General features: G+C 66.4%; 23 protein-coding genes and 2 tRNA genes. 12 read left to right on the forward strand and 13 right to left on the reverse strand.

The features are described 5' to 3' along the window. Nucleotides 1-14 precede the first annotated feature (14 nt). Nucleotides 15-716, forward strand: a complete 702-nt coding sequence (phoB, locus tag E9536_RS13725) for a phosphate regulon transcriptional regulator PhoB (protein ID WP_027787869.1) — start codon at nucleotides 15-17, stop codon at nucleotides 714-716. A gap of 57 nt (nucleotides 717-773) precedes the next feature. Then, a complete protein-coding gene (gene phoR, locus E9536_RS13730) occupies nucleotides 774-2,093 on the forward strand; it encodes a phosphate regulon sensor histidine kinase PhoR (RefSeq protein ID WP_027787868.1) in 1,320 nt (439 codons plus the stop codon). Between the two features lie 135 nt (nucleotides 2,094-2,228). On the opposite strand, the gene ppk1 is transcribed toward phoR, so the two are convergent. After that, on the reverse strand, nucleotides 2,229-4,292 hold the full coding sequence (gene ppk1 / locus E9536_RS13735; RefSeq protein ID WP_027787867.1) for a polyphosphate kinase 1: 2,064 nt from the start codon (nucleotides 4,290-4,292) through the stop codon (nucleotides 2,229-2,231). A gap of 277 nt (nucleotides 4,293-4,569) precedes the next feature. Between ppk1 and ppx the strand changes: the two genes are divergently transcribed. Then, complete coding sequence (gene ppx / locus E9536_RS13740; RefSeq protein ID WP_027787866.1) at nucleotides 4,570-6,084, forward strand: exopolyphosphatase; 1,515 nt, start codon at nucleotides 4,570-4,572, stop codon at nucleotides 6,082-6,084. Nucleotides 6,085-6,164: 80 nt separating this feature from the next. On the opposite strand, the gene E9536_RS13745 is transcribed toward ppx, so the two are convergent. The 3 genes from E9536_RS13745 to E9536_RS13755 form a co-directional block, all read right to left on the reverse strand. Further along, nucleotides 6,165-6,599 (reverse strand): hypothetical protein, encoded by a 435-nt coding sequence (locus tag E9536_RS13745; protein WP_027787865.1) that lies wholly within the window; start codon nucleotides 6,597-6,599, stop codon nucleotides 6,165-6,167. Between the two features lie 178 nt (nucleotides 6,600-6,777). After that, on the reverse strand, nucleotides 6,778-7,215 hold the full coding sequence (locus E9536_RS13750) for a DUF3592 domain-containing protein (RefSeq protein ID WP_081078976.1): 438 nt from the start codon (nucleotides 7,213-7,215) through the stop codon (nucleotides 6,778-6,780). 40 nt (nucleotides 7,216-7,255) lie between these two features. After that, entirely contained in the window at nucleotides 7,256-7,579 is a 324-nt protein-coding gene (locus tag E9536_RS13755) for a hypothetical protein (RefSeq protein WP_124815585.1), read from the reverse strand. Nucleotides 7,580-7,727: 148 nt separating this feature from the next. Between E9536_RS13755 and E9536_RS13760 the strand changes: the two genes are divergently transcribed. Then, nucleotides 7,728-8,318, forward strand: a complete 591-nt coding sequence (locus E9536_RS13760) for a hypothetical protein (RefSeq protein WP_247873437.1) — start codon at nucleotides 7,728-7,730, stop codon at nucleotides 8,316-8,318. Nucleotides 8,319-8,415: 97 nt separating this feature from the next. Here E9536_RS13760 and E9536_RS13765 read toward each other — a convergent pair. Continuing rightward, nucleotides 8,416-8,492, reverse strand: a tRNA-Pro gene (locus E9536_RS13765). A 161-nt stretch (nucleotides 8,493-8,653) separates the two neighbouring features. Here E9536_RS13765 and sixA point away from each other — a divergent pair. Next, nucleotides 8,654-9,115 (forward strand): phosphohistidine phosphatase SixA, encoded by a 462-nt coding sequence (gene sixA / locus E9536_RS13770; protein ID WP_027787862.1) that lies wholly within the window; start codon nucleotides 8,654-8,656, stop codon nucleotides 9,113-9,115. Between the two features lie 170 nt (nucleotides 9,116-9,285). Further along, on the forward strand, nucleotides 9,286-10,092 hold the full coding sequence (locus tag E9536_RS13775) for a GNAT family N-acyltransferase (RefSeq protein WP_021157266.1): 807 nt from the start codon (nucleotides 9,286-9,288) through the stop codon (nucleotides 10,090-10,092). Between the two features lie 209 nt (nucleotides 10,093-10,301). On the opposite strand, the gene E9536_RS41405 is transcribed toward E9536_RS13775, so the two are convergent. Beyond that, the gene (locus E9536_RS41405) at nucleotides 10,302-10,472 is read right to left on the reverse strand and encodes a hypothetical protein (protein WP_162922944.1); all 171 of its coding nucleotides are present in this window, start codon (nucleotides 10,470-10,472) and stop codon (nucleotides 10,302-10,304) included. 136 nt (nucleotides 10,473-10,608) lie between these two features. On the opposite strand from E9536_RS41405, the gene E9536_RS41410 reads away from it, so the two are divergent. Further along, the gene (locus E9536_RS41410; RefSeq protein WP_091922310.1) at nucleotides 10,609-10,785 is read left to right on the forward strand and encodes a hypothetical protein; all 177 of its coding nucleotides are present in this window, start codon (nucleotides 10,609-10,611) and stop codon (nucleotides 10,783-10,785) included. A gap of 49 nt (nucleotides 10,786-10,834) precedes the next feature. On the opposite strand, the gene E9536_RS13780 is transcribed toward E9536_RS41410, so the two are convergent. The 5 genes from E9536_RS13780 to E9536_RS13800 form a co-directional block, all read right to left on the reverse strand. After that, entirely contained in the window at nucleotides 10,835-12,205 is a 1,371-nt protein-coding gene (locus E9536_RS13780) for an MATE family efflux transporter (protein ID WP_136469981.1), read from the reverse strand. Between the two features lie 10 nt (nucleotides 12,206-12,215). Further along, nucleotides 12,216-12,539, reverse strand: coding sequence for a DUF2288 domain-containing protein (locus tag E9536_RS13785; RefSeq protein WP_059695605.1), 324 nt, complete (start codon nucleotides 12,537-12,539; stop codon nucleotides 12,216-12,218). 76 nt (nucleotides 12,540-12,615) lie between these two features. Beyond that, nucleotides 12,616-14,235 carry an acyl-CoA synthetase gene (locus tag E9536_RS13790; RefSeq protein ID WP_136469982.1) on the reverse strand — a complete coding sequence of 540 codons (1,620 nt, stop codon included), beginning with the start codon at nucleotides 14,233-14,235 and terminating at the stop codon, nucleotides 12,616-12,618. A gap of 368 nt (nucleotides 14,236-14,603) precedes the next feature. Continuing rightward, entirely contained in the window at nucleotides 14,604-15,305 is a 702-nt protein-coding gene (locus tag E9536_RS13795) for a peptidoglycan DD-metalloendopeptidase family protein (RefSeq protein ID WP_027787858.1), read from the reverse strand. Nucleotides 15,306-15,468: 163 nt separating this feature from the next. Continuing rightward, entirely contained in the window at nucleotides 15,469-16,380 is a 912-nt protein-coding gene (locus tag E9536_RS13800; protein WP_136469983.1) for an aldose epimerase, read from the reverse strand. A gap of 477 nt (nucleotides 16,381-16,857) precedes the next feature. On the opposite strand from E9536_RS13800, the gene E9536_RS13805 reads away from it, so the two are divergent. Further along, nucleotides 16,858-17,688, forward strand: a complete 831-nt coding sequence (locus E9536_RS13805) for an undecaprenyl-diphosphate phosphatase (protein ID WP_021157259.1) — start codon at nucleotides 16,858-16,860, stop codon at nucleotides 17,686-17,688. A 180-nt stretch (nucleotides 17,689-17,868) separates the two neighbouring features. After that, nucleotides 17,869-17,945: transfer RNA gene (locus E9536_RS13810), tRNA-Arg, on the forward strand. Between the two features lie 45 nt (nucleotides 17,946-17,990). Here the strand turns inward: E9536_RS13810 and glmS are convergent. Both glmS and E9536_RS13820 read right to left on the reverse strand, forming a co-directional pair. Next, on the reverse strand, nucleotides 17,991-19,808 hold the full coding sequence (glmS, locus tag E9536_RS13815; protein WP_059695619.1) for a glutamine--fructose-6-phosphate transaminase (isomerizing): 1,818 nt from the start codon (nucleotides 19,806-19,808) through the stop codon (nucleotides 17,991-17,993). Between the two features lie 49 nt (nucleotides 19,809-19,857). Further along, nucleotides 19,858-20,946, reverse strand: a complete 1,089-nt coding sequence (locus tag E9536_RS13820) for a hypothetical protein (RefSeq protein WP_124535621.1) — start codon at nucleotides 20,944-20,946, stop codon at nucleotides 19,858-19,860. Between the two features lie 1,323 nt (nucleotides 20,947-22,269). Between E9536_RS13820 and wecB the strand changes: the two genes are divergently transcribed. The 3 genes from wecB (at nucleotide 22,270) to E9536_RS13835 (ending at nucleotide 26,875) form a co-directional block, all read left to right on the forward strand. After that, nucleotides 22,270-23,487, forward strand: a complete 1,218-nt coding sequence (wecB, locus tag E9536_RS13825; protein ID WP_059695625.1) for a UDP-N-acetylglucosamine 2-epimerase (non-hydrolyzing) — start codon at nucleotides 22,270-22,272, stop codon at nucleotides 23,485-23,487. Between the two features lie 605 nt (nucleotides 23,488-24,092). Beyond that, nucleotides 24,093-24,554 (forward strand): (2Fe-2S)-binding protein, encoded by a 462-nt coding sequence (locus E9536_RS13830; RefSeq protein ID WP_021157241.1) that lies wholly within the window; start codon nucleotides 24,093-24,095, stop codon nucleotides 24,552-24,554. After that, nucleotides 24,551-26,875 (forward strand): xanthine dehydrogenase family protein molybdopterin-binding subunit, encoded by a 2,325-nt coding sequence (locus tag E9536_RS13835; protein WP_136469984.1) that lies wholly within the window; start codon nucleotides 24,551-24,553, stop codon nucleotides 26,873-26,875. The genes E9536_RS13830 and E9536_RS13835 overlap by 4 nt, the downstream gene beginning before the upstream one ends. The last annotated feature ends 11 nt before the right edge of the window (nucleotides 26,876-26,886 follow it).

Below are 26,886 nucleotides of genomic sequence, written 5' to 3' on the forward strand. Positions count from 1 at the left end.
AAAAAGAGGTGCCGATGCCCAGCAACATTCTCGTCGTTGAAGATGAGCCCGCGATTTCCGAACTGATCTCGGTGAATCTCCAGCACGCCGGTCACTGCCCGATTCGTGCGTACAACGCCGAACAGGCGCAGAACCTGATCAGCGATGTGCTGCCCGATCTCGTGCTGCTCGACTGGATGCTGCCGGGCAAATCCGGTATCGCGTTCGCGCGCGACCTGCGCAACAACGAACGGACCAAGCACATCCCGATCATCATGCTCACCGCCCGCGGCGACGAGCAGGACAAGGTGCTCGGCCTCGAAATCGGCGCGGACGACTACGTGACGAAGCCGTTCTCGCCGAAGGAACTGATGGCGCGGATCAAGGCCGTGCTGCGCCGCCGTGCGCCGCAGCTGACCGAGGACGTCGTGTCGATCAACGGGCTGCGCCTCGACCCGGCCACGCATCGGGTCGCCGCGCATGCGGAAGGCAGTGAGATCAAGCTCGATCTCGGTCCGACCGAGTTCCGCCTGCTGCATTTCTTCATGACGCATCCGGAGCGCGTGCACAGTCGCACGCAACTGCTCGACCAGGTGTGGGGCGACCACGTGTTCGTCGAGGAGCGGACCGTCGACGTGCACATCAAACGATTGCGCGCGGCCTTGAAACCGGCCGGTTGCGATGCGATGATCGAGACCGTGCGCGGCAGCGGCTACCGGCTCGCCAAGCACGCGTAACGTATTCGGGCCTGCCGTGTGCCACGGCATGCCGTTCATTCTTTCGGGCGCTGAATCATGAACATCATCTGGGCGCGCTTTCTGGTGTCGCTCGTGCTGCTCGTGCTGATCGGCGTATTGGTCGGCGTGTTCGCCGGCCCGACCGCGGGCCTCGTGTTCGTCGTCGTGATGCTGGTCGCGCAGGGCTTTTTCAGTACCTTTCACACGCAGCGTCTGTGGCGGCTGCTCGATGCGCCGGTCTACGGTGAAGTGCCGAGCGCGCCGGGCATCTGGGGCGAGATCTACTATCGTCTGCACAAGCTCGCGAAGCAGTGGCATGCGCAGGTGCGGCAGGTCGAGCAGCAGCATTCGCGCTTCATCCAGGCGATCCAGGCGTCGCCGAACGGCGTCGCGATGCTCGACGATCACGACCAGATCGAGTGGTGCAACGCGATCGCCGAGGTCCATTTCGGCCTGGATGCGAAGCGCGACCTGCGCCAGCACATCACCAACCTGGTACGCCATCCCGATTTCGTCCGCTACCTGAACGCGCAGCATTACGACGAGACGCTCGTGATGCGTGGCATGGGCGACTCGCGGCAGAACGTGCTGGAAGTGCAGGTGTTTCCGTACGGCGAGAACCGCAAGCTGCTGCTCACGCAGGACATCACCGAGCTCGAGCGGACCGACGCGATGCGGCGCGACTTCGTCGCGAACGTGTCGCACGAACTGAAGACGCCGCTCACCGTGCTGTCGGGCTTTCTCGAGACGATGCGCGAGCTGCCGCTGAACGAGGAAGACCGCGCGCGCTATCTCGAGATGATGGAGCAGCAGGCGTCGCGGATGCGGCACATCGTGACCGACTTGCTGGTGCTCGCGAAGCTGGAGGGCGAAAGCAAGCCGCCGGTCGATCGCGCGATCGACATGCGCGCCGTGTTCGACCACCTGAAGGAGGACGCGCAGACGCTGTCGAACGGGCATCACGACATCGCGTTCTCGATCGACGAGACGCTCGGCGTCACCGGCGCGCAGACGGAACTGTTCAGCGCATTCGCGAATCTCGTCACGAACGCGATCCGCTATACGCCGGACGGCGGGAAGATCGTCGTGACGTGGCGGCGCGAAGGCGCGCAAGGCGTGTTTTCCGTCACGGACAGCGGCTTCGGGATTCCGGCCGCCGACCTGCCGCGGCTCACCGAGCGCTTCTATCGCGTCGACCGTAGCCGTTCGCGCGACACGGGCGGCACGGGGCTCGGGCTCGCGATCGTCAAGCACGTGCTGCAGCGGCACGACGCACACCTGTACGTACAGAGCGAGGAAGGGCGCGGCAGCACGTTCACCGCGCGGTTCCCGGGTTCGCGCGTCATCGCGATCCGGCCGGCCACGTACGAGGCATGATCGCGTAACGGCATCCGTCGCTCGTTCGGCGAGCGGCGGCATGCCGGATCCGCAACGAAAAAGCGCAGCCCGCGGGCTGCGCTTTTTCGTTGGCGACGCTGGTGCGCGGCGCGCAACTCGCGCCGCGTTGCCGGTTCAAGAGCAGAACTTCGCGAGCAGCCCGAGTTGCGCGTTGCGGATCGTCTTGCCGGCGCGGCGCCGGCGGTAGTGGCCGTCGCTGTGCATCTGCCATGCCGACTGGTTGTCGCCGAGGCACACCGACAGCCCTTCGGCCAGCACGCGCCGCTTGAGCTTGCGATCGCGGATCGGGAACGCGACTTCGACGCGGCGGAACAGGTTGCGGTCCATCCAGTCGGCGCTCGACAGATAGACATCCTCGGCACCGTTCGCGTGGAAATAGTAGATCCGGTGGTGCTCGAGGAAGCGGCCGACGATCGAGCGCACGGTGATGTTTTCCGACAGCCCCGGCACGCCGGGCTTCAGCGCGCAGACGCCGCGCACGATCAGGTCGACCTTGACGCCGGCCTGCGACGCTTCGTACAGCGCGGCGATCACCGTCGGTTCCAGCAACGCGTTCATCTTCGCGACGACGCGCGCGCGCTTGCCGGCACGCGCATTGTCGATCTCCGCGCGGATCGAGTCGATGATGCGCGGATGCAGCGTGAACGGCGACTGCCACAGCTCGTGCAGCGTGAGTTCGCCGCCGATGCCGGTCAGTTGCTGGAACACGTGATGGACGTCCTCGCAGATCTTCTGGTCGGCCGTCATCAGCCCGAAGTCGGTGTAGAGGCGTGCCGTGCGCGGGTGGTAGTTGCCGGTGCCGAGGTGCACGTAGCGGCGCAGCGACGCCTTGCCGCCCTGCACGACGCGCCGCACGATCAGCATCATCTTCGCGTGGCACTTGTGGCCGACCACGCCGTACACGACATGCGCGCCGACGGCCTCGAGCTGCGACGCCCAGTTGATGTTGGTTTCCTCGTCGAAGCGCGCGAGCAGTTCGACGACGACGGTCACTTCCTTGCCGTTGCGCGCGGCTTCCATCAGCGCGTCCATCAGCGGCGAATCGGTGCCGGTGCGGTAGATCGTCTGCTTGATCGCGACGACGCTCGGGTCCTTCGCGGCCTGCTGCAGCAGTTCGAGCACCGGCTGGAAGCTCTCGTACGGGTGGTGCAGCAGGATGTCGCCGTTGTCGATCGCGTCGAACATCGTCGGCGCGTTCGTGATCGCGGCGGGCGTCGATGCGGTGAACGGCGTGAACTTTAGGTCGGGGCGGTCGACGAGATCGGGAATCTGCATCAGCCGCACGAGGTTCACCGATCCGGCCACGCGATAGCAGTCCTTGTCGCCGAGCTCGCTTTCGTCGAGCAGGCGTCGCACGATGTGCGGCGGCGTGTCGGCCGACACCTCGAGGCGCACCGCGTTGCCGAGGTGGCGCGCGGGCAGTTCGCCCTGCAGCGCGACGCGCAGGTTCGTGATCTCGTCTTCGTCGACGAACAGTTCGCTGTTGCGCGTGATACGGAACTGGTTGCAGCTCTTCACGACGAGTTGCGGGAAGAGTTCGCCGACGAAGCGCTGCATGAACGAGCTCAGCAGCACGAAGCCGTGCTCGAAGCCCGACAGCGCGTGCGGCATGCGTACGACGCGCGGCAGCGCGCGCGGCGCCTGCACGATGCCCATCACGGCCTGACGGCCGAATGCGTCGCGGCCTTCGAGCTCGACGACGAAGTTCAGGCTCTTGTTCAGCACGCGCGGGAACGGGTGGGCGGGATCGAGGCCGATCGGCGTCAGCACGGGCAGCAGCTCGTCGAGAAAGTAGTGCCGCGCCCATTCGAGCTGCTCGTCGTTCCACGTGTCGCTCGCATGGAAGTAGATGCCTTCCTGCTCGAGCGCGGGCAGCACGGTTTCGTGCAGCATCGTGTACTGTCGATGGACGAGCCGCTGCGCGCGCTCGACCACGAGATCGTAAGCATGTTGTAACGACATGCCGTCGGGCGTCAGGGCGCCGGGGTTGTCGCGGATCTGCTCCTGAAGGCCGGCCATGCGGACTTCGAAAAATTCGTCGAGGTTGCTGCTGGTGATGCAGATGAAGCGCAGGCGCTCGAGCAACGGGACTTGCGGATCGGCTGCCTGGGCCAGCACGCGCTCGTTGAAACCGAGGATGCCGAGTTCACGATTGAGAAGCGGATAACGGACGGACATCGGCAGAGTAGGGGGGGATTCGGGCGATGATTCGAAAGGACGCTCGGAAACTCTCACGGTACGATGACGTGCTGATGACAATGATGTATTTATATCGGGAAATTCTACGCTGTAATCGTTTCGTCCCATAAATGTTTCGACGATATGCAAACGAGCAGTATGCATGCCCGTGAAGCGTGGCAACGGCAAGCGTTCCACGCTTAAAATGTCGCCTTTGATTGATCGCCCAAGGCTGTCGCACCGGCCGCCGCGGGCGAACGCGCACGGAGCCCCTCTGATGGTTACAACCCCCCACTTGCTGGCTGCCGTGGATCTCGGCTCGAACAGCTTCCGGCTGATCGTCGGACGCGTCGAGGAAACGCCGGCGGGCAGCCAGATCTATCCCGTCGATGCGCTGCGCGAGCCCGTCCGGCTGGCCGCGGGCCTGTCGAGCGACAAGATGCTCGATCGCGCGTCGCAGGAGCGTGGCTGGGAGGCGCTCAAGCGGTTCGGCGAGCGCCTGCGCGATTTCCATCCCGATCATGTGCGCGCGGTGGCCACCAACACGCTGCGCGTCGCGAAGAACGCGGGCGAGTTTCTCGGCGAGGCGGAAGCGGCGCTCGGTTTTCCGATCGAAGTGATTGCAGGCCGCGAAGAAGCGCGCCTGATCTACGCGGGCGCCGCGCACTCGGTGCCGGCGAGCGCCGGCAAGCGGCTCGTCGTCGACATCGGCGGCGGCTCCACCGAATTCATTATCGGCTCGCACTACACGCCGATCGTGATGGAGAGCCTCTACATCGGCTGCGTGAGCCACAGCCGCGCCTTCTTCCCCGCCGGCAACGTCGACGAATACACGATGCGGCAGGCCGAACTCGCGGCCAAGCGTGAGATCCAGATCATTTCGAGCGAGTACAAGAAGGCCGGCTGGGACCAGGCGATCGGTTCGTCCGGCACCGCGCGTGCGCTCGCGGAACTCGTCGAGGCGAACGGCTTCAACGATCCGGGCATCACGCACGGCATTTCGCGCGGCGGCCTCGAGCGCCTGAAGCGTGCGCTGATCAAGTCGGAGAACGTCAACCGGCTGAAGCTGATCGCGCTGAAGCCCGACCGCGTGCCGGTGCTCGCGGGCGGCCTCGCGATCATGCTCGCGGTGTTCGAGGAACTCGGGGTCGACTACGTCGATACGACCGACGGCGCGCTGCGCCTCGGGGTGCTGTACGACCTGCTCGGCCGGACGCAGCACGAGGACATGCGCGCGGTGACCGTCGAGGGCTTTACGCGCCGCTACGGTGTCGATCGTGCGCAGGCCGAGCGGATCGGCGCGCTGGCGGGGCGTTTCTACGACGAACTCGAGGAAGCCGACGACGAAGCGCGCGAGGAAGGGCGGATGTTCCTCGGCTGGGCGGCCGCGTTGCACGAGATCGGCCTGTCGATCTCGCACAGCGCGTATCACAAGCATTCGGCCTATATCGCGAGCAACGCGGACATGCCGGGTTTTTCGCGCACCGACCAGGCGCGGCTCGCCGCGCTGGTGCTCGGTCATGCGGGCAAGCTCGGCAAGCTGTCGCAGGCCCGCGAAGTCGAGTGGCCGCTGCTGTTCTGCCTGCGGCTCGCGGCGCTGCTGTGCCGGCGCCGAACCGACGCGGGGCTGCCCGACATTTCCGTTTCGCAGATGAAGAAGGGCGGGTATGAAGTGCGCCTGCCGAGCGCGTGGGTCGAGCAGAACCCGCTGACCGACTACAGCCTCAGCCAGGAGGCGGCGGAATGGGAGAAGGTCGGAATCCCGTATCGCGTGGTGTATACGGGCGCGTAAAAGGCCGATAGCGGGGCCGGGACGGGCGGCAGGCTGGCTTGCCGCCCTCAGGATTGCCGCATGATCGTCCTGACGGCCGCTCAGTCCGACGAGCAGACGATCGCGGTCAGGAACGGAAACGCCTGCCTGACGGTCGCGTCGCTGCCGGCCTTGCGCACGGCTTCCTCCACCGCGCTTTTCGTGCCGCGCACCACGACGCCATAGGCCCAGTCGCCGATCGGCGTGCCGTCGCCGGTGCGGAAGATCGGGTCGTTCGCCTGGTAGCCGAGCACGACGTAGACGCCGAAGCCGTATGCGGTCAGCGAGTGGCTCGTGCGGAATGCGTTGACCGAGTTCGATTCGACGTGCATCGGCTCCGACTGGATATCGCCGGCGGCGAGCAGCGGCGCGACGAACTTGTGCCCGGTCGAGTGGCAGTCGAGTGCGTCGTCGAGTGCCTTGGCCGATGCGGTGCCGGCGGTCGCAAGCGCGAGCAGCGATGCGCACAGGGCGGTCTTGAGAATGTTGTTTGTCATGCGCGGATGCAGGTTGTCCACGCGCATTATCGCGTGTTCCCGGAAGTGTCGTATCCGGGTCGCGGCGGCGAGGCCGGCCACCTCGTTCGATTCGTGACCTTTGCAAGCGTGATCGATGACGAAAGCGTCCGGACTTGCCGCGAATGCCCGGACATCGCATGAATCCGTTCGTCGCCGCTCAACGGCTTATCGCGTTCCCGTACCGCCCGGTGAGCACGAACCGTGCGCCGAACAGCGGCAGGACCAGAAAGCCGAGGCCTGCCGGCAATCCCCACAGCACATCGCCCCATATCGCGAGGAACGTGGCGGCCCGGGCTGTTTCCGCGGGCGCGGCAGGGTCGTACGCGACTTGCACGACAGTTCCGGGCGGACCGTCCATGCCGCCGTTCTGCACGAACTCGATGCGCTGGCCCTGGGCCGTTTCGAAGCGTATGGTCGGGTGTCCGCTCGACTTGACGACTACACCGGGTGCACGAGAGGCGTGCGAAAGGAAGACCATCGTCCGGTAGGCCTGCACGACGCAGAAAGCGAGTACGGCGGCGCCGATGATCATGGCGATGACGGTCGCGATATTCATCGCCGGTTTTGCCGGGCGATCAGTCGAGGAGGCTGTCATGCGAGGTCCGGATGGTGTAGGTGGCGGCAAGTGTGTTCATTCACGCATCGTACGCATTGCGGAGGTAACCCGAGCTGCCGTCGTTGGTGCCGGTGAGCTGGGCCGAGATCTCCTGTCTCTCGCGGGACCAGGAGGCCGCCCAGCTGCGGAAGCCGAAGCGGTCGGCGGACGAAGCCCGCTCGTCGCCGCCGAAATGGCGCTTGACGAAGGCTGACAACCGCGACACGGCTTCGTCGAAAGGTAGATCCGTTTCGAGCATCCACATCTCGTATGTTTTCCGTTCATCCTCGACGAACTCGACAGCCAGATTCCCGATGGTGCCGAGGCCTTCGGGCAGTTGCAGGGACGACAGGGATGTCGGCATGGTCGACGAAACTCCGGTTTGGCATTGGGGCGCTGATAATGGTACCGCTACGGGTTCGAGTTGGCCTCGTTGAGGCGCCGGTTTGTCCCTGGGAAAAGGTGATTCGTGCGAGCGTACCGAAGTGGATAACCCGCGATGCTGCGACTCAATGAGTCGATTCGCGACGCAACTGACCGGTAAAGGTCGATTGAGAGCGCTCGCCGTCGGTCTTTTATCGGTGGCGACAGCGACGTTCGGCGCGACGCCGGGAATCGATGAGGCCGGTGTCCTGCGTCAGGTGCTTTCCTGCCCGCTGGCGGACGGGAGCCGCATTGCGCTCGACGCCCGCTCGCATGGGTTGGACGGCGATGCGCTGTTCGTGCGGCGGGGGCACAAGACCGGGCGTGCGTTCCTTGACATGCCGGAGACCGATTTCGTGGGCAGGATTGCGTTGTCGAGGTGCGTCGGCAAGGCCCTCGTCTTCGTACTGGACTACGGATCGCCTTACGTGAAGGGCGTCGCAATCCGGCTGAATCCGATCACGCATGTCGAAGAGCGGATCTATTTCGCGGAGAAGGCGCTTCCGCGGTGGCTGTATTCGGGGCGTCGGGAGATGTGGGTGATCATCCCCAACGAAGGCGGCGAGACGGACGGGAAGTATCTGGTTTATCGATATTCCGGATCGAAAGGGCGGCCATCGGAAAGCACGCCTGCCGATCGATTGCCGCTCGCGACGCGTAATCTCGTGCGGATCGAGTGACTACGTGGCGCGAAATGCGGCGGTTGCCCGGGATCTTTCACGGGCCAGAAATGGAAAAGGGATTACAACACTTCGTGTTGTAATCCCTTGATTCCGGTGGTCGGAGCGAAAGGATTCGAACCTTCGACCCTCTGATCCCAAATCAGATGCGCTACCAGGCTGCGCTACGCTCCGACGAGCCAAAGATTCTATCTTTGAATGGCTGATCCGGTCAATCCCTATATGCGGGTAAATGCCGCGGCGGCGAACGAGCCGCAATTTGCGACAATTCGCACGGTAATCGGCCGGCCCGCACGCATGGGCGCGGGGCCACTCGCCGAAGCAAGGAGAACATCATGATGAACCTGATCCTGTGGCGCCACGCCGAAGCCGAAGACTACGCGACGAGCGATCTCGCGCGGCAGTTGACCGTCCGCGGCCGCAAGGACGCACAGGCGATGGCCAAGTGGCTGCGTGGCCGGCTCGAGACGAACACCGTGATCCTCGCGAGCCCGGCCGCCCGCACCGTGCAGACCGTCGAGGCGCTGACCGACCAGTACCGGACGGTCGAGGCGCTCGCGCCGGGCGGCAGCGTCGACGACGTGCTGGCGGCGGCCGGCTGGCCGGACGGCATCGCGCCGACGGTCGTGATCGTCGGCCACCAGCCGACGCTCGGCAGCGTCGCCGCGCAACTGATCGCCGGCGGCGACGACAGCTGGAGCGTCAAGAAGGGCGGAATCGTGTGGCTCGCGAGCCGCACGCGCGACGGCAGCCGGCAGGCCGTGCTGCGGGCAGTATTGACGCCCGACCTGGTGTGAGGCCCGCCTGAAGCGCTTTGAAGGGTTTCGTCATACGGTTTCGCAAGCTTTCTGCTAAAGTCAATTCGGCGACACGTCATTGAAAGGACACGGTCGTGCCACATAACGGTCACGGCCGATTACTACATTGGCGGGCATGTCGTCCTATTCCTTACGATCAGGAAAGCCTAATGCGAGAACTGCCGACGCCTACGCTCCCTTTTGCCTCGCTGCCCCTCGACACGTCGCGGCGCCTCCTGCCGCGCGCTGCTGAAACCGTCACATCGGAGTATCGCCTGCGCGCCGCGTGGGCGCGTACGGAAGACGAATTGCGCGAAGCCCAGCGCCTGCGTTACAGCGTGTTCGCCGAAGAGATGGGCGCGCAGGTCAGCGGCCCCTCCGGTCTCGACGTCGATCCGTTCGATGCGTACTGCGACCACCTGCTGGTTCGCGATCTCGACACCCTGAAGGTCGTCGGCACGTATCGCGTGCTGCCGCCGCACCAGGCGGCGCGTGTCGGCCGCCTGTACGCCGAAGGCGAATTCGACCTGTCGCGCCTCACGCACCTGCGCGGCAAGATGGTCGAGGTCGGCCGCTCGTGCGTGCACAGCGACTACCGCAGCGGCGCCGTCATCATGGCGCTGTGGGGCGGTCTCGGCACGTACATGATGCAGAACGGCTACGAGACGATGCTCGGCTGCGCGAGCGTGTCGATGGCCGACGGCGGTCACTATGCGGCGAACCTGTACCAGTCGCTGTCGGCAGGTTCGCTGACGGCGCCCGAGTATCGTGCGTTCCCGCATACGGCCCTGCCGGTCGACGAATTGCAGACGGGCACCGTCGTGGCGCCGCCGCCGCTGATCAAGGGTTACCTGCGTCTCGGCGCGAAGATCTGCGGTGCGCCGGCCTGGGATCCCGACTTCAACTGCGCGGATTTCCTGACGCTGTTCCGTCTGTCCGACATCAACGCGCGCTACGCCCGCCATTTCCTGGGCTGAGCCGTCTGAACCGCGTCGCGCCCGCCTGCGGGTTCCGGCGCGTACACGCGAACGCCGTCGTGCGGCATGAGCCGCGCGACGGCGTTCGTCCATTTGATCGACGCGTGTGAATCGGGCCCCGTTAATTTCGGCGATACGCGATCACCGGCGTGCCGTGAGACGGCACGTTCGGGAACGGCCCGGGGGAGGGCCGGACGGCAGCGGCGCGCTTAGTGCTTGCGCCGCCAGTCGAGCAGGTGGTGTTCGGCCATCCAGTGATGGATGATCCCTTCGCCGCCATGGCTGCGCTTGTATTCGCGCGACTCGAAGAACGACAGGGCGACGAACACCATCAGGCCGATGAACAGGCCGATCAGGCCGGCAATTTCCTCAGACGACATGGCAGCCTCCTTTCCACGGCACAGCGCCATGCGTACATAGTAGGACATGCGCGGCGCGACTCCGAAGCGGGATTTCCGCTAGACTCGGCGCGGTCCCGGCGTGCGATGGGCGCGCCGATTTCCGGAGCCTTACCCGATGACCCGTTTCATGCTGGCCGTGCTGGCCGCATCTTTTCTCGCTGCCTGTACCAGCGATCCTCATCAGGCCCGTCGCGGCCATCCGCCGGAAGATCCGGCCGACTATCACGGCGTGCCGACCGACATGACGCCGCCGACGATGCTCGATGCGCCGCCGCCCAAACCCGCGCAGTAACGGATGTTTAAGGCCGCTCAGACCCGCTTAGGGCCGGTTCGGCGCGCCATCAGGCGCGGGCCGCGGGTGTATCGGTGCCGATGCGCCGCAATAGCCCCGGCAGGTAGCGCGCCAGCGTCGCGCCGCGCGCGGCCATGAACAGCAGCAGCGCGAACCAGAGGCCGTGATTGCCGAAGGTGCCGACCGCGGCGAGTGCGGCGACAACGAAGATCGAGAGCGACGCGACCATTGCGCGCATCAGCGATTGTGTCTGCGTCGCACCGATGAAGACGCCGTCGAGCAGGAAGCCCCAGACCGACACGATCGGTGAAATCGCGGCCCACGGCAGGTAGCGCAGCGCAACCTCGCGGATCTCGGCCTGGTCGGTCAGGCGCGCGACGATCCAGCCGCCAGCGGCCCAGTACACCAGCGCGAACAGCAGCGCGCCGAGCGCCGACCAGAGCAGGGTGACGCGCACGGCCTGCCGGAAGGCACTGCGGTTGCGTGCGCCGGCCGCCGCGCCGACGAGTGCCTCGGCCGCATGCGCGAAGCCGTCGAGGCCGTACGCCATGAACGTCTGGAAATTCAGCAGCAGCGCGTTTGCCGCAAGCGTCGCATCGCCCTGTTTCGCACCGAGGTGCGCGAACCAGCCGAATGCGCCGAGCAGGCACAGCGTGCGCAGGAAGATGTCGCGATTGAGCGCGATCAGCCGCTTGAGTGCGACGCGGTCGGCGAGTGCACGTACCGCGATCGGCGCAAGGCCGCGCGGCCGTAGCCGCCACAGCATCCATGCACCGAGCGCGAAGCCGCATGCGTCTGCCGTGGCCGTCGCGGCGCCGATGCCGGCAATGCCCCAGCCGAAGCCATACACGTAGAGCAGGACGGCGCCGATGTTGACCGCATTGATGAACACCTGCGCGACGAGCGCGAGCCGCACGCGCTGCACCCCGAGCAGGTAGCCGAGCACGACGTAGTTCGCGAGCGCGAACGGTGCGCTCCAGATCCGCGCGTGGCTGTAGGACAGCGCCGTCGCGCGGACGGCATCGCTGCCGCCGAGCGCCGACAGCGCAAACGACAGCAGCGGCACCTGCAGCGCCAGCACCGCGGCGCCGAGCGCGAACGCGACGATCAACGCGCGCAGCACGTTCAGGCGGATCCCGGCGGCGTCGCCGGCACCGTGCGCCTGCGCGACGAGACCGGTCGTCCCCATTCGCAGGAAACCGAATCCCCAGAACACGAAATTGAAGAACAGCCCGCCGAGCGCGACGCCGCCGAGATACTGCGCGCCGTCGAGGTGGCCGGCGACGGCCGTGTCGACGGCGCCGAGGATCGGCTGGGTCAGGTTCGCCAGGACGATCGGAAACGCGAGCGCGAGGACGCGCCGGTGCGTGACGGTGGCCGAGCCCGTGCCGGCCCCGTGCGGTAACGCGGATTCGGACATGGCGGACGCGTCAGGCGCGTTCCTGCACGCACACCCACGGCGAGACGACGACTGCCCACAGCTCCGGGTTGCGCGCCGCGTAATCGGCGGCGGTTTCGGCCGGCATGCGCGCGACGAGACCCGCGGACAGCCAGCGCGTGACCTGTTCGGCGTCGTCGGCGGCAACCGCTTCCGCGACGCTGACGAGATCGAGGTCGCGCGCAACGGACAGCAGCTTGCCCTGCGCGAAGAAGCGTTCGAGATCGCACCAGTCGATCTTGGCGGTTTCGCCGAGGAGTTTGGCGTAGAGGGGGCTGTGCGACGCGCCCGCGGCGGCGTGGTGATCAGAGGACATCGTTTTCTTGGAAAGACTGCGTGGTGGCGCCACTATAAACCATCCGGCCGGGCGGGCGGCGCGGGTGGCGGCCCGCTTACGCGTCGCGCAGCGCGCGGCGCACGATCTTGCCGGTCGCGGTCATCGGCAGGCTGTCGACGAACGCGATCGCGCGCGGATACTCGTAGGCGGCGAGGCGCGTGCGCACGTGGGCCTGCAGTGCCTGCACGAGCGCATCGTCGCCGGCGTGACCGGGATTCAGCACGACGAACGCCTTGACGATCTCGGTACGCGTCGCGTCGGGCACGCCGACGACGGCCGCCATCCGCACCGCCGGATGCGTGAGCAGGCAGTCCTCGATCGGGCCCGGGCCGATCCGGTAGCCGGCGCTCGTGATCACGTCGTCGTCGCGGCCGACGAAGCGGACGAAACCGTCGGCGTCGATCATGCCTGTATCGCCGGTGAGCAGGTAGTCGCCCGCGAACTTGTCGCGGGTCGCGTCGGCGTTGCGCCAGTACTCGAGGAACATCACCGGATCGGGGCGGCGCACCGCGATGCGCCCTTCGACGCCGGGCGGCAGCGGCGTGCCGTCCGCGTCGACGATCGCGACCGCATGGCCGGGCACCGCCTTGCCGATTGCGCCGGGCTGCGCATCGAACAGCGCCGCGCACGACGACAGCACCATGTTGCACTCGGTTTGCCCGTAGAACTCGTTGATCGTCACGCCGAGCGCGTCGCGTCCCCAAGCCGTCAGTTCGGTGCCGAGCGTCTCCCCGCCGCTCGCGACCGATTTCAGCGACAGCGCGTAGCGTTCGCGCGGTGCCGGGACGGTGCGCATCAGCTTCAGCGCGGTGGGCGGCAGGAACGCGTGGGTGACGCCGTGCCGGGCCATCAGCGCGAACGCGGCGTCGCCGTCGAATTTCTCGAAGCGACGGGCGAGCACGGGCACGCCGTGATGCCATGATGGCAGCAGCACGTCGAGCAGGCCGCCGATCCATGCCCAGTCGGCGGGTGTCCAGAACAGGCGCGCGTCGCGCGGGAAGCACTGCTGCGACATCTCGACGCCCGGCAGGTGGCCAGGTAGCACGCGATGCGCGTGCAGCGCGCCTTTCGGCTTGCCCGTCGTGCCGGACGTATAGATGATGAGCGCCGGATCGTCGGCGGCCGTATCGGCCGGCACGAAGTCGGGCGTCTCGGCGGCGAGCGCCGCGTCGTAGCGCAGCACGCCGGGAGCGTCGGGCGCATCGTCGCCGATGCAATAGATGGTGTGCAGTGCCGGCAGCTGCGCGCGCAGCGATGCGATTTTCGCGTAGCCGGCCGCGTCGGTAACGAGCGCGGCCGCCTCGCTGTTCGCGAGCCGGTATTCGAGCGCATCGACGCCGAACAACGTGAAGAGCGGCACCGCGATGGCGCCGAGCTTGTACGCGGCGAGGTGCGCGATGGCCGTTTCGGGGCCCTGCGCGAGAAAGATGCCGATGCGGTCGCCGCGCCGCAGGCCGGCGCGCACGAAGCTGTTCGCGAGCCGGTTAGAGGCATTCCTCAGGTCGTCGAACGTGATGCGGGACACGTCGCCTTGCGCCGTTTCGTGGATCAGCGCGAGGCGTCCGCTGCCGTCCGCCCATTTGTCGCAGACGTCCACGCCGATGTTGTAGCGGGCCGGAACGTCCCACGCGAAGCGGGAGAGCAGGTCGTCGTAGCGGTCGGTGGCGGGCAGCATCGCAGTGTCTCCTGGGTGGCGGCGTGGTGTCAGGCGAACGGCTTACATCAGGGTTTCACGCAGGGGAATCCACAATGACGCCTGAGGGTAGGGAATCCTCGCACTCGTCCAATTGCTGCGGCTCAGTGCACGATTCCGCAATGACGCATAAGATCACTTAAAAATCAGTGTGTGACCATGGATTTGCTTCTGATAGCTGCGGGGTTCAGCCTGATCGGAATCGGCGTGCTGGTAGCGTTCGCTTGTCGCGTCGATCCGTTGTCCGGCCGTTTCACCGGACGTCTGCGCAAGCGCTGACATCACCTTTCCCGATTTTCACCGCGACGGCACGCGATGCGTGCCGGCGTCGCGTGTCGTCCGTCGGGCGCTCAACGCGCCGGCAGGTAGCGTGACGGGTCGATCGACCGGCCGCCGTAGCGCAATTCGAAATGCAGCGCGACGCGATCGCTGTCGCTGTTGCCCATCTCGGCGATCGATTGCCCCTGCGTGACCGACTGGCCTTCCTTCACCAGCAGCGCACGGTTGTGCGCGTAGGCGGTCAGGTAGTCGGCGTTGTGCTTGAGGATGATCAGGTTGCCGTAGCCGCGCAGCCCGTTACCCGCGTAGACCACCACACCCGGCGCGGCCGCGACCACCGGTGTACCCGGCGAGTTCGCGATGTCGATCCCCTTCGATTTCGAGCCGTCGAACGTGCGGACCACGTTGCCGGCCGCAGGCCAGATCAGCGCGATGCTCGTGGCCGGCTTGACGGCCGATTCAACCGGTGCGGAAGGCGCGGGGCGGGCCCGGCCGGCACTGCCGGTGCCGGTGGTCGACGGCGTCGATGCGGTGGTCGTGCCGGGCGGCGGCGCGACGCGCAGCACCTGGCCGACTTCGATCGCATCGGGGTTCGTCATCTGGTTCCAGCGCACGATGTTCGATACCGACGTGCGGTTGTCGCGCGCGATCTTGTAGAGCGTATCGCCGCGTTCGACGCGATAGAACCCGGGGCCGACGGGCGCGGAGCCGCACGCGACGAGCAGGGCGGCGCAGGCGGCTGCGAAGAGTCGCTTCGTTGTTGTTCCGAACATTGAACCTCGCAAGACCCTGCCGCTCGTGACGCGGCAGGCAATACAAAACGTCCGATTTTAACGGGTTCGACCCGCGCACCGCAGTTTGTGCCGTTGCCGGGGGCCGTCGGACGCCGGTTCGGCCGGCGTCTCAGCCCGCGTGGCCGGCGTCTCGGCCCACGTTTCAGCCGGCGAGCGGGAGGACGCGAATCCGCAGCGTGGCCGTTTCGGTCGCGCCCGGCGCGAGCATGCGCAGCCCGAGGCCGTTGTGGATTGCATCCGGCAGGCCGAGCCACGGTTCGACGCAATAGAAGTCGGAATCCGGCTTTTCGGTCCAGGTCGTGACCGCGTACCACGGGATCGAGCCCGGCACGTCGAGCGCGATCTCGATCGTGCGGCGCCGGCCCGGCATCACGATGCGCACCGGCGTGGCCGGCACGCCGTCGAGGCAGTGGAAGCGGTCGAGAATCTCTTGGTTGTCGAGGCGATAGCGCGCTTCGCCCGGCTCGGGCGGGCTGATCGAACCGTCCGGCTGCTGCGCGCAGCGATGCGTGGGCGGCAGTTCTAGCGTGGTTTCCGCGCGTTCGCCGTGCGGCAGCGCGAAATAGAAATGGTGACCGGCGTAGTAGGGCAGCGGCGTGTCGCCGCGATTGGTCGTCGTCAGCGCGACTTCGAGCGTGTGCGCGTCGGCCAGCCGGTAGGTCGTTTCGAACCGGAAATCGAACGGGTAGCTCGCGCGCAGTGCGTCGGTCGCGTCGAGCGTCATCGACAACGCGGCGCCGTCGGCCGACGGTTGCGCGGCGAACGGCAGGTCGCGCGCGAAGCCGTGCATCGGCAGGTCGCGTACCACGCCGGCGGCGTCGCGCCAGCGGCCGAGCTCGCCGTCGACGCGGTGACGGCCGAGGAACGGGAACAGCAGCGGGTTGCCGCCGCGCACGCGCGCGAGGTTGCTCCAGTCGGCCGTTTCCGGCCAGAAGATGACCGGTTCGCCGTCGACATCCCATGACAGCAGGCGGCCGCCGAATTGCGGAGCGACCCGGACGAGCGACGGGCCGGCGTGAAGTTCGTGAATGTCGTGTTGCTGGAAGGTCGGCATGGCGAATCGGGTTGTGCGGGTGAACGGGAACGGCGCGCCCATTATCGGGCCGCGGCGGCTTGGGGAAAACCCTTCTCGGGAAATCGCGAGTTTTTAAGACCGTCAACGGTCGGGATAATGCCTCTAAACCGGTGAGGTTGCCGGGTCATGACACTTCGTGGAGGGGGCCATGGATCTGGCAATGGCAATGGGACTCGCACTGTTCGGCATGTTCACGGGCAGCACGGTATTATTTTTCTATCAGCTCGGCCGCTGACGGCAATTCCTGCCGAAATCGAAAGGCCCGCCATGCAAATGGCGGGCTTTTTGCTTTCCGGGCGCTTACAAGTTGCAAGCGTTTGTGTGCATTGCCGCAATATCCCGCCAAATGCCTTGGCGCAGTAATCCGGGCTCGGCATAATCGGGGCGCGTTTTTTCGGACGCGCATCGCGTCGTCCGCTTCTCTTCCCGCTCAATCTTCATTAAAAGGACCGACGCGTGAGTCTCTGGTTTCTGGTATTCCTGAGCGTCCTGCAGGGCGTCACCGAACTCTTTCCCGTCAGCAGCCTTGGCCATACGCTGCTCGTGCCGGCGCTGTTCGGCATGCACATCGACAAGCACGCACCGCAACTGCTGCCGTTCCTCGTTGCGCTGCACCTCGGCACCGCGCTGGCGCTGCTGTGGTACTTCCGCGCGCGCTGGATCGCGCTGATCGGCGGCTTCTTCGCGCAGCTCGGCGGCCGCAAGAACGACGACGGTCACCTGATGTGGGCGCTCATCATCGGTACGATCCCGACCGGCATCGTCGGGCTGCTCCTCGAGAAGCGCATCGAACGCGTGTTCCACGACCTGCGGATCGTCGCGATCGCGCTGATCGTGAACGGCGTGCTGCTGTGGCTCGGCGATCGCATCCAGCGTAGCCGCGCGCATCAGGCGCCCGAAAAGATGACGTTCAAGCAGGCGTTCTTCGTGGGTCTCGCGCAGATCGGCGCGCTGATTCCGGGCTTCTCGCGCAGCGGGCTGACGATGATCGCCGGCAATGCAGCGGGCCTGACGGCGGAGAAGGCCGCGGAATTCTCGTTCCTGCTCGGTACGCCGATCATCTTCGCGGCGGGCGTGCTCGAACTGCCGAAGCTGTTCCATGCGCGCGACCAGCTCGCCGATGCGCTGCTCGGCGGCGTGCTGACGGCGATCGCCGCGTACCTGAGCGTGCGGTTCCTGATGCGCTATTTCGAAGGGCGTGGCCGGCTGGCTTCGTTCGGCGTGTATTGCGTGATCGCCGGTGTGTTCTGCCTCGGCTGGTTCATGCTGCATCCGCAGCCGGTCTGAGGCTGCGTTGACCGGTCTCGCATGATGTGACGCGATGATCGGGTATAATTTCGGGCTCGGCTTCATGCCGGGCCCGTTTTGTTTCGGGGCTTCGAGTCCGGTTTGTGGTTTGCCGGTTTTGCCGGTGCTCGAAGTCTTGCGTCAGATGCGGCTCGTGCAGGCCGTGTCTTTTCTCCCCGACCGCCCTTAGCTCAGCTGGATAGAGCAACGGCCTTCTAAGCCGTAGGTCACACGTTCGAGTCGTGTAGGGCGGGCCAGTCTCAGCACCTGAAGACCTTCACCAGTCCGCCCGGGCTACCCCCTCACTCCACCGTAACCGATTTCGCCAGATTCCTCGGCTTGTCGATATCCGCCCCACGCAGACACGCCGCGTGATACGCGAGCAACTGCAGCGGTACGACGTGCAGGATCGGCGACAACAACCCGTAGTAATCCGGCATCCGCAACACCGACACGCCTTCGCTGTTGTCGATCCGCGTATCTGCGTCGGCGAACACGTAAAGCTGCCCGCCGCGCGCCCGCACTTCCTGCATGTTCGACTTCAGCTTCTCGAGCAGCGCATCGTTCGGCGCGATCGTCGCGACGGGCATCGTGTGCGTCACGAGCGCGAGCGGCCCGTGCTTGAGCTCACCCGCGGGATACGCCTCCGCATGGATGTACGAAATCTCCTTCAGCTTCAACGCACCTTCGAGCGCGATCGGGTAGTGCAGCCCGCGTCCGAGGAACAGCGCATTTTCATGCTGCGAGAATTCCCCCGCCCAGCGCTCGATCTGCGGCTCGAGCCCAAGTACGTCCTCGAGCGCGCCGGGCAGCCGCCGCAATTGCATCGTGTAGCGCGCGAGCTGTGCATCGTCGACGTAGCCGCGCAGCCGCCCGAGCGTGACGGCGAGAATGAACAGCGCGACGAGCTGCGTCGTGAACGCCTTGGTCGACGCGACGCCGATTTCCGGGCCGGCCCGCGTCAGGAAGCGCAGGCCTGCCTGACGCATCATCGCGCTGGTCGGCACGTTGCAGATCGCCAGCGTATCGATATGGCCGAGCGCCTGCGCATACTTCAGCGCGGCGAGCGTGTCGGCGGTCTCGCCGGATTGCGACACGCTCACCACCAGCGTATTCGGCGTTGCGAGCGCGTCGCTGTAACGGTATTCACTCGCGATCTCGACCTGGGCGGGCACGCGCGCGATCGTTTCGAGCCAGCGGCGCGCGGTCAGGCCGGAATAGTGGCTCGTGCCGCACGCGAGAATCAGCACGTTGTCGATCTGCTCGAACGCGCGCGCGGCGTCGGGGCCGAATACGGCCGGATCGAACAGCCCGGCATCCGGGATGGTCGCGGCTACGGCCTGCGGTTGCTCGAATATCTCTTTCTGCATGAAATGCCGGTACGGCCCGAGCTCGACCGCGGCCTGCGCGGACGAAATGGTCTGTACCGCGCGCTCGACCGGCGCGCCGCCGCGATCGAGTACGCGCACGCCGCCCGGCGTCAACTCGACGATGTCGCCTTCCTCGAGAAAGATGAAGCGGTCGGTGATGCCGGCGAGCGCGAGTGCGTCGGACGCAAGAAAGCATTCGCCATCCGTCACGCCGACGACGAGCGGCGAGCCGACCCGTGCGCCGATCAGCCGCTGCGGCTCGTGCTTGCTGAACACCGCGATCGCGTAGGCACCGTGAAGTTGCGACGTTGCCGCGCGCACGGCGGCGAGCAGGTCGCCGCGATACTTGCTGTGGATCAGGTGTGCGACGACCTCGGTGTCGGTCTGGCCGTCGAATTCGTAGTGCGCGTCGGAAAGTTGCTTGCGCAACGTTTCGTGGTTCTCGATGATGCCGTTGTGCACGAGCGCGATTTCGTCGCGCGAGAAGATCGGATGCGCGTTGCAGGTGGCCGGCGCGCCGTGCGTCGCCCAGCGCGTGTGCGCGATGCCGGTGCTGCCGGTCAGGCCGGCGGTGCGCACGTGCGCGTCGAGATCGGCGACGCGCGACACACTGCGCTCGCGGCGCGCCTGGCCGTCGACGACCGTCGCCACGCCGCATGAATCGTAGCCGCGATATTCGAGGCGACGCAAACCTTCAATCAGAATCGGGACGATGTCCCGTTGCGCGACTGCGCCGACGATGCCACACATGACACGCCTCCTTCCCGTTTAGTGATCATGGACCGCACGCGCCGTTGCGTCAGCGCGATGCGGTTGCCGTTGCCGCCGCCGTCGTGAGCCCGCATCGAGCGGGGATGACGGGATCGGCCATCCGGCTTTCGAATGCCAGATAAAGCGACTCTTCCAATACGTTCCAGTGCGCGCCGTGCCGGTATGGCCCCGATCGCGCTTGCCAGCAGGCAACCGTGCTCCAATCGTTCATCTTGACCGCGACCAGCGCGATCAGGCTCCACGGGTAGTCGGTGTTGGCAAGTTGCGGCCAGCTCCTGCCGTACTTCCGGATCCACCGTGCATAGATCACCTCGCCGGATTGTTCGGGAACCTGAATACCGGACAGGAGCGGGAGGATCTGCGCGATCTTCGCCGGGTAAAAACTCGCATCGCTGACCTGCTGCGTGCTGGCGCGAAAACCGGATGCCGTGCCGCGCCAGAACACCTTCAGGATCGCGGAGGCAAGCTGGTCGGCGCGCAGGCTCCACGGGCCCGCATGCGTGTAGTCGGCGCGCCGGACGTAGTACGCCGCGAGTGCCTGGAACGCGCTGTGTACCTCGACGTTGTCCATCAGCAGCGCGACGTGCAGTGAAGACGAGATCTGATACACGCCGGAGGGCTTGTCGAGCAGCGTCTCCAGATGCATGGCGGCGCGGTTCAGGCTGAGTTCCCACGCGGCGGGCAAGCCGCCGGGCGGCGCGAAGCGGGCGAGCAATTCGATCCAGGTCGCCGTCATCGCGTCGTCGGTTTCCGCTTCGGCACATGAGCGGTAGCGGCCGTCCTTCACGCAGTAGCGATCGAAACCGCCATCCGGGCGCTGGCGCGGCAGCAACCATGCGATCCACGCGAGTGCGGCCTGACGGGCGTCGAGTTGCGCGTCGGACGCGGCGAGCAGCGCTTTTGCCGCGAAATACGGATCGATGCCGACGCCGTTCAGGCGCACGGTGATCGCACCGTCGGTGCGCTGGTACAGCCCTTCGAGCCGGAGCTCGGCGGCGCTTGCGTGCAGTGCGAAGCCGCACGCGGCGAGACAGCAGGCGACGTGCCACAGGCGGCACAGCGCGATGGTGGCCGCGACGCGCGAGCGTGCGGTCGGGGAAAGCGCGGGCCGTTTCATGTCTTGGGCTCCTGCGCGGGGTCCTGTGCAATCGTCGCCGGGCGCGGCGTTGGCCGCGTCGCGCCTGGCGAGCGTGTCGACGTTGCGGCTCGGTTCACGGTGATGCGGGTGAACCCGAGGCTCATACCGGGATACGCGTCCACGAGGCAGTTCCCTGCATCGGAGCCTGAACCTGGCCCGCGGATCGCGTATTGCAACAGGACACGTCGGCACGCGCGGTGCGCAGGAGCGCTTGTTTTTCGCTCCCGGCGGACGCGTCGCGTTTCCTCCCGGCTTCGTTGCTTGGGCGTCCCCGTTCGTCCGCTGTCCGGCGCGTGCTTCGAGGTACACCTGACTGTCATTAAGCAAGGCGTGAGCCATCGGCCGCGATGCCGCGCGCAGCAAGGAGCAGGGGCGGAGGCCGGGGGCGTGGCGCGGACGGCGGCGGCGGATTTTGATTCATCGAAGAATCAGCCCGCGTGCAGGCCGATTGCCCGCGCGCGACCGGGATTGCAGCCCGCACGTTCGATGGGTCCAGCGAATTGTCTGTCGAACGTGTGCCGCGCCGGCAGCGTGACTTTGCGCGGTGATGCGCGCGGTGTCGTTCGTTGTGTGCGCATCGGCCGGGGTGCCGATGCGATTCATGCAGGCGCATGCGCTGCATTGGCCGCGCGTCGATGTATCCGCCCCGTTTCGGATCAGCGTTACACATTCGCAACATTTCGCATGCATCGATTCGTGCGACGTGAACGACGTTGCATGTCGGGTAAATCCCTCGTGCGGGATCGCGGCCGAGCGGCCGATTGCGCCGCCCGCTGCACAGACAAAAGTGGCGGATCGAGTAAACGCAACGCGCTTCGACAGATCCGCGAGATCCGATGCGAAACGAATGCGCGACACGCGTCCGCGATTCGTCGGACGACGCCGCTGAAGGGGCCATGAAACTGCCCGGATTTTTGCCTGTATCGCGCTTGACCGGCGATGCGGCACGCGTAGCAGTTGTGAAACATTTCATCGTGCACCGCGTGTGCACGGTGCATGCGGTGTGAACCGGACACGGCCGCAGTGCGACTGGTTTGAATATTGCTGTAGTGGAGGGGGACGTGACGAACGGACGTGACGCCTGGCCAAGCGAGGAACGACTCATGACGTGACTGATCAAGTGCAACGAGACGCCGGTAGTACGACGATTCGCGTGGCGCAGACCACGTGGACAGGGCGGCGCGCTCGCTCCGCGACACTGCAGCGTGTCGATCGCGTGCGAGTACGGAAGGTGCCGTCTGATTACATGCTTCGCGCCACGAGCAGGGTCATTCAGCGCGATATGGGTCAACGAGGATAACGATGAAAAAGATTTTGCTTGTGTTCGGGACTCGGCCGGAGGCCATCAAGATGGCACCGCTGGTGCGTGCATTAAAAGCACAGGCGGGTGTCGACGCCAGGGTATGCGTGACCGCGCAGCACCGCGAAATGCTCGATCAGGTGCTGACGCTTTTCGACATCAAGCCCGACTACGATCTCAACGTGATGCGGCAAAGCCAGACGCTGACCGACGTGACGACCGGCATTCTGCAGGCAATCGGCGTCGTCTTCGACGAGTTGCGCCCGGACGTCGTGCTGGTGCACGGCGATACGACGACCACGCTCGCGGTCAGTCTTGCGGCGTTCTACCGCTATTTGCCGGTCGGGCATGTGGAGGCCGGCTTGCGCAGCGGCGACATCTGGTCGCCGTGGCCGGAGGAGTTGAACCGCCGCGTGACCGACGCGGTATCGTCGTGGCATTTCGCGCCGACCGGGCAGGCACGCGACAACCTGCTCAGCGAGGGCGTGCCGGGCGCGGCGGTCGTGCTGACCGGCAATACCGTGATCGATGCGCTGCACGAGGTCAAGCGCATGCTGGATTGCACGACGGCGCTGACGGAGAAGGTCGCGGGACAGTTTCCGTTTCTCGAGCCGTCGCGGCGCATGGTGCTGATCACGGGCCATCGCCGCGAAAGTTTCGGCGAGCCGTTCCAGAATTTCTGCGATGCGCTGTGCGCGCTCGCGAAGCGCTATCCCGACGCCCAGTTCGTCTATCCGCTGCACATGAATCCGAACGTGCGGGAGCCGGCGCGCGCCCGGCTCGGTAACCTGCCGAACATCTACCTGATCGAGCCGCAGGAATATCTGTCGTTCGTATTCCTGATGTCGCGTGCGCATTTCATCATCACCGATTCGGGCGGCATTCAGGAAGAAGGGCCCGCGTTGGGCAAGCCGGTGCTCGTCACGCGCGAGACAACGGAGCGGCCCGAGGCGATCCAGGCCGGTACCGCGCGGCTCGTCGGTACCGATCAGGAGCGGATCGTGTGGGAAGCGTCGCGGCTGTTCGACAGCGAGAGCGCTTACGGGGAGATGGCGCGCGCGAGCAATCCGTACGGCGACGGTCATGCGAGCGAGCGGATCGTTCACGCGCTGATGCGGAACTCGGGCGTACCCACGAAGGCGACGAGCTTTTCGATGGGGGCGGCGGAAATGCCGTTCAACGCGCTCACGCTGGGGTTGCAGGCGTTGAGGTCGCGGTGAGCATCGCGGCGCGCTAGCGTCCGAACCGCTCGTTGCAATCGCGGGATGATCCGGTCCGGCCGGGAGGCCGGCCGGACGTTTGCGTTTGCGCGATCGATCATTTCCGGTTTCTCGGCCCGCTGATTGCACAGGGCGGGTCTGGTCGTTCGGCTTTGCTACCGCGGCACCGCAGCGCCCGGCGAACGTGGCCAGTCGCCGTGCAAGAACGAGAGCGAACCACCTGCGGTCGTGCATCGAAACATCGAAATCTGAATCGCCAGCCCACCTTTCCGGCAAGCGTGACCGGTCGCGGCACGCCATCTCCGGGCAAATTTCCCGCTCCGATTATCTGAAACGCCCGAATCCCCCCGATCCGACGGCAAATCCGAAATGGTTCGATAATGCGGATCGGCGATCCATGCGGACGAGCGAGCGGCCGGGAAATCGTTGCCATGTTGCGCAGGCAACCGGGCCGCAGCATCGTTTGCAGCATCTGCCGGGCCGTGCCTGCAGGCAACGCGGCCTACGACACGGCGCCCTGCCTGGTTGTTCGGAATGTGCGCCGCGCCGTTCGAATCCCCACCCGATGCCTGCCCGAAGCGGGCATCGCAACCAGGAGGTGAACGATGATCACGCTGACCGTCAACGGTAGCGAGCAACACTTCGACGGCAATCCCGACATGCCGTTGCTCTGGTATCTGCGCGATGTTCTCGGCCACACCGGCACCAAGTTCGGCTGCGGGATGGCACTGTGCGGCGCGTGCACCGTGCACGTCGACGGCGTCGCGATCCGGTCGTGCATCACCCCGGTCGCGGCTGCTTCCGGCAAGCGCGTGACGACGATCGAGGGACTGTCGACCGATCTGACCCATCCGCTGCAGCAGGCGTGGCAGGAACTGAACGTCGCGCAGTGCGGCTATTGCCAGTCCGGGCAGATCATGCAGGCCGCGTCGTTGCTGAAGACGAATCCCCATCCGACCGACGCCGACATCGACGATGCGATGTCCGGCAACATCTGCCGCTGCGGCACCTACACGCGCATACGCGCGGCGATCCGTCTGGCCGTGCGCCGCGGAGGTGCCGCATGAGTGCGCCCGAACTCTCCGTCCATAACGAAAGCCGTCGCGCGCTGCTGCTCGGCTTCGCGTCCGGCGGGTTGCTGCTCGCGTTCGGCGTGCCGTCGCTCGTGCGCGCGGCCGTGCCGAGCCAGCCGCCCGTCAGTGCCGATCCGCGATATGGCGGCGCGGGAATGCCGCACGGGTTGCGAGACGATCCGCACCTGTTCGTCGCGATCGCACCCGATGGCGCGGTCACCGTGACCTGCATCCGCTCCGAGATGGGGCAGGGGGTGCGCACGAGCGTCGCGCTCGTGGTGGCGGACGAGCTGGGCGCGGACTGGGCGCGCGTGAAGGTCGCACAGGCCGTCGGCGACGAGCCGCGCTACGGCAACCAGAATACAGACGGCTCGCGCAGCTTGCGCCAGAGCTTCGCCGCGTTGCGTCGCGCGGGCGCGGCGGCGCGCACGATGCTCGAACAGGCTGCCGCCGCGGCGTGGGGCGTCGACGCGCGGCAGGTCAAGGCAACCGTGCATGAGGTCGTCGACACGAAGAGCGGACGCAAGCTCGGCTTCGGCGAACTGGCGGCGAAAGCGGCCGCGTTGCCGGTACCCGATCCGGCAACCGTACCGCTGAAAGCGCCAGCCGAATTCCGCTATATCGGCAAGGGCCAAACGGCATTGATCGACGGACGCGACATCGTCGCGGGCCGTGCGCACTACGGGATCGACACGCGGCTCGACGGCATGCTGTACGCGGTCGTCGCGCGCCCGCCGGCCTACGGGGACACGGTGGCGTCGTTCGACGCGTCGGCGGCGGAGAAGCTGCCGGGTGTCGTCAAGGTCGTGCCGCTTACGCCGACGCCGCTGCCGTCCGGCTTCCAGCCGCTCGGCGGCGTGGCCGTCGTCGCGCGCGACACGTGGACGGCGATCCAGGCGCGCGCGCAACTGAAGATCGACTGGAAGCACGGGCCCAATGCGAACTATGACTCGGCCGCGTATCGGAAGACGCTCGAAGCGGCTGCCGCGCAACCGGGCGACGTGATCCGCAACGACGGCGACGCGGCGGCGGCGCTGGCCGGCGCGGCGAAACGCGTGCGTGCGACCTACTACATCCCGCATCTCGCGCACGCGACGATGGAGCCGCCCGCGGCCGTCGCGCGCGTGGCGGACGGCCAATGCGAAGTGTGGACCTGCACGCAGGCGCCGCAGACCACGCGCGACGAGGTCGCGAAGGCGCTCGGGTTGCCGGGCGAGCGCGTGACGGTCAACGTGACGCTGCTCGGCGGCGGTTTCGGCCGCAAGTCGAAGCCCGACTACGTGGTGGAGGCGGCGCTGCTGTCGAAGGCGGTCGGCGCGCCCGTCAAGCTGACGTTCACGCGCGAGGACGACCTCGCGCACGACTACTTCCATGCCGTGTCGCTCGAAGCGTTCGACGGCGGGATCGATGCGTCGGGGAAAGTGGTCGCGTGGCAGCATCGCACGGTTGCGCCGTCGATCCAGTCGACCTTCAGGGCCGGCATCGTGCACGAGCAGCCGGGCGAGCTCGCGCAGGGGATCGCGGACCTGCCGTTCGCGATCCCGAACGTGCGGATCGAGAACCCGGCCGCGCAGGCGCACACGCGGATCGGCTGGTTCCGCTCGGTCTACAACATCCCGCATGCGTTCGGAATCCAGAGTTTCGTGTCGGAGCTGGCGCACGCGGCCGGCCGCGACCCGAAGGATTTCCTGCTCGAGCTGATCGGGCCCGCGCGGCGTTTCGAGCCGCACATCACGGTGAAGAACGTGAACTACGGCGAGGATCCGGCGCTGTATCCGGTCGACACCGGGCGGCTGCGGCGCGTGGTCGAGACGGTCGCGCGCGAGGCGGGCTGGGGGCGCAAGCTGCCGAAGGGGCACGGGCTCGGGATCGCCGCGCATCGCAGCTTCGTGTCGTATACGGCGGCGGTGTGCGAGGTGCAGGTCGATGCCGACGGCAAGATCACGGTGCCGCGGGTCGACATCGCGATCGATTGCGGGCCGCAGGTCAATCCGGAGCGCGTACGCTCGCAGCTCGAGGGAGCGGTGGTGATGGGGCTCGGCATTGCGCTGCACGGCGAGATCACGTTCAAGGACGGCCATCCGGAGCAGAGCAACTTCAACGGGTTCCAGGTGCTGAGAATGAACGAGGCGCCGCGTGAAATCCGCGTGCATCTCGTCGCGCCCGACGATTTCGCGACACCGCTCGGCGGCGTGGGCGAGCCGGGCCTGCCGCCCGTCGCGCCCGCGCTGACCAATGCGATCTTCGCGGCGACCGGCACGCGCATCCGCAGCCTGCCGGTTGCCGATCAGCTCGCGAAGCCCCGCGCGGGGTGATGCAGTCCCCA

It is taken from the genome of Burkholderia sp. LS-044 (assembly GCF_004803625.1).
Lineage (GTDB): Bacteria > Pseudomonadota > Gammaproteobacteria > Burkholderiales > Burkholderiaceae > Burkholderia > Burkholderia cepacia.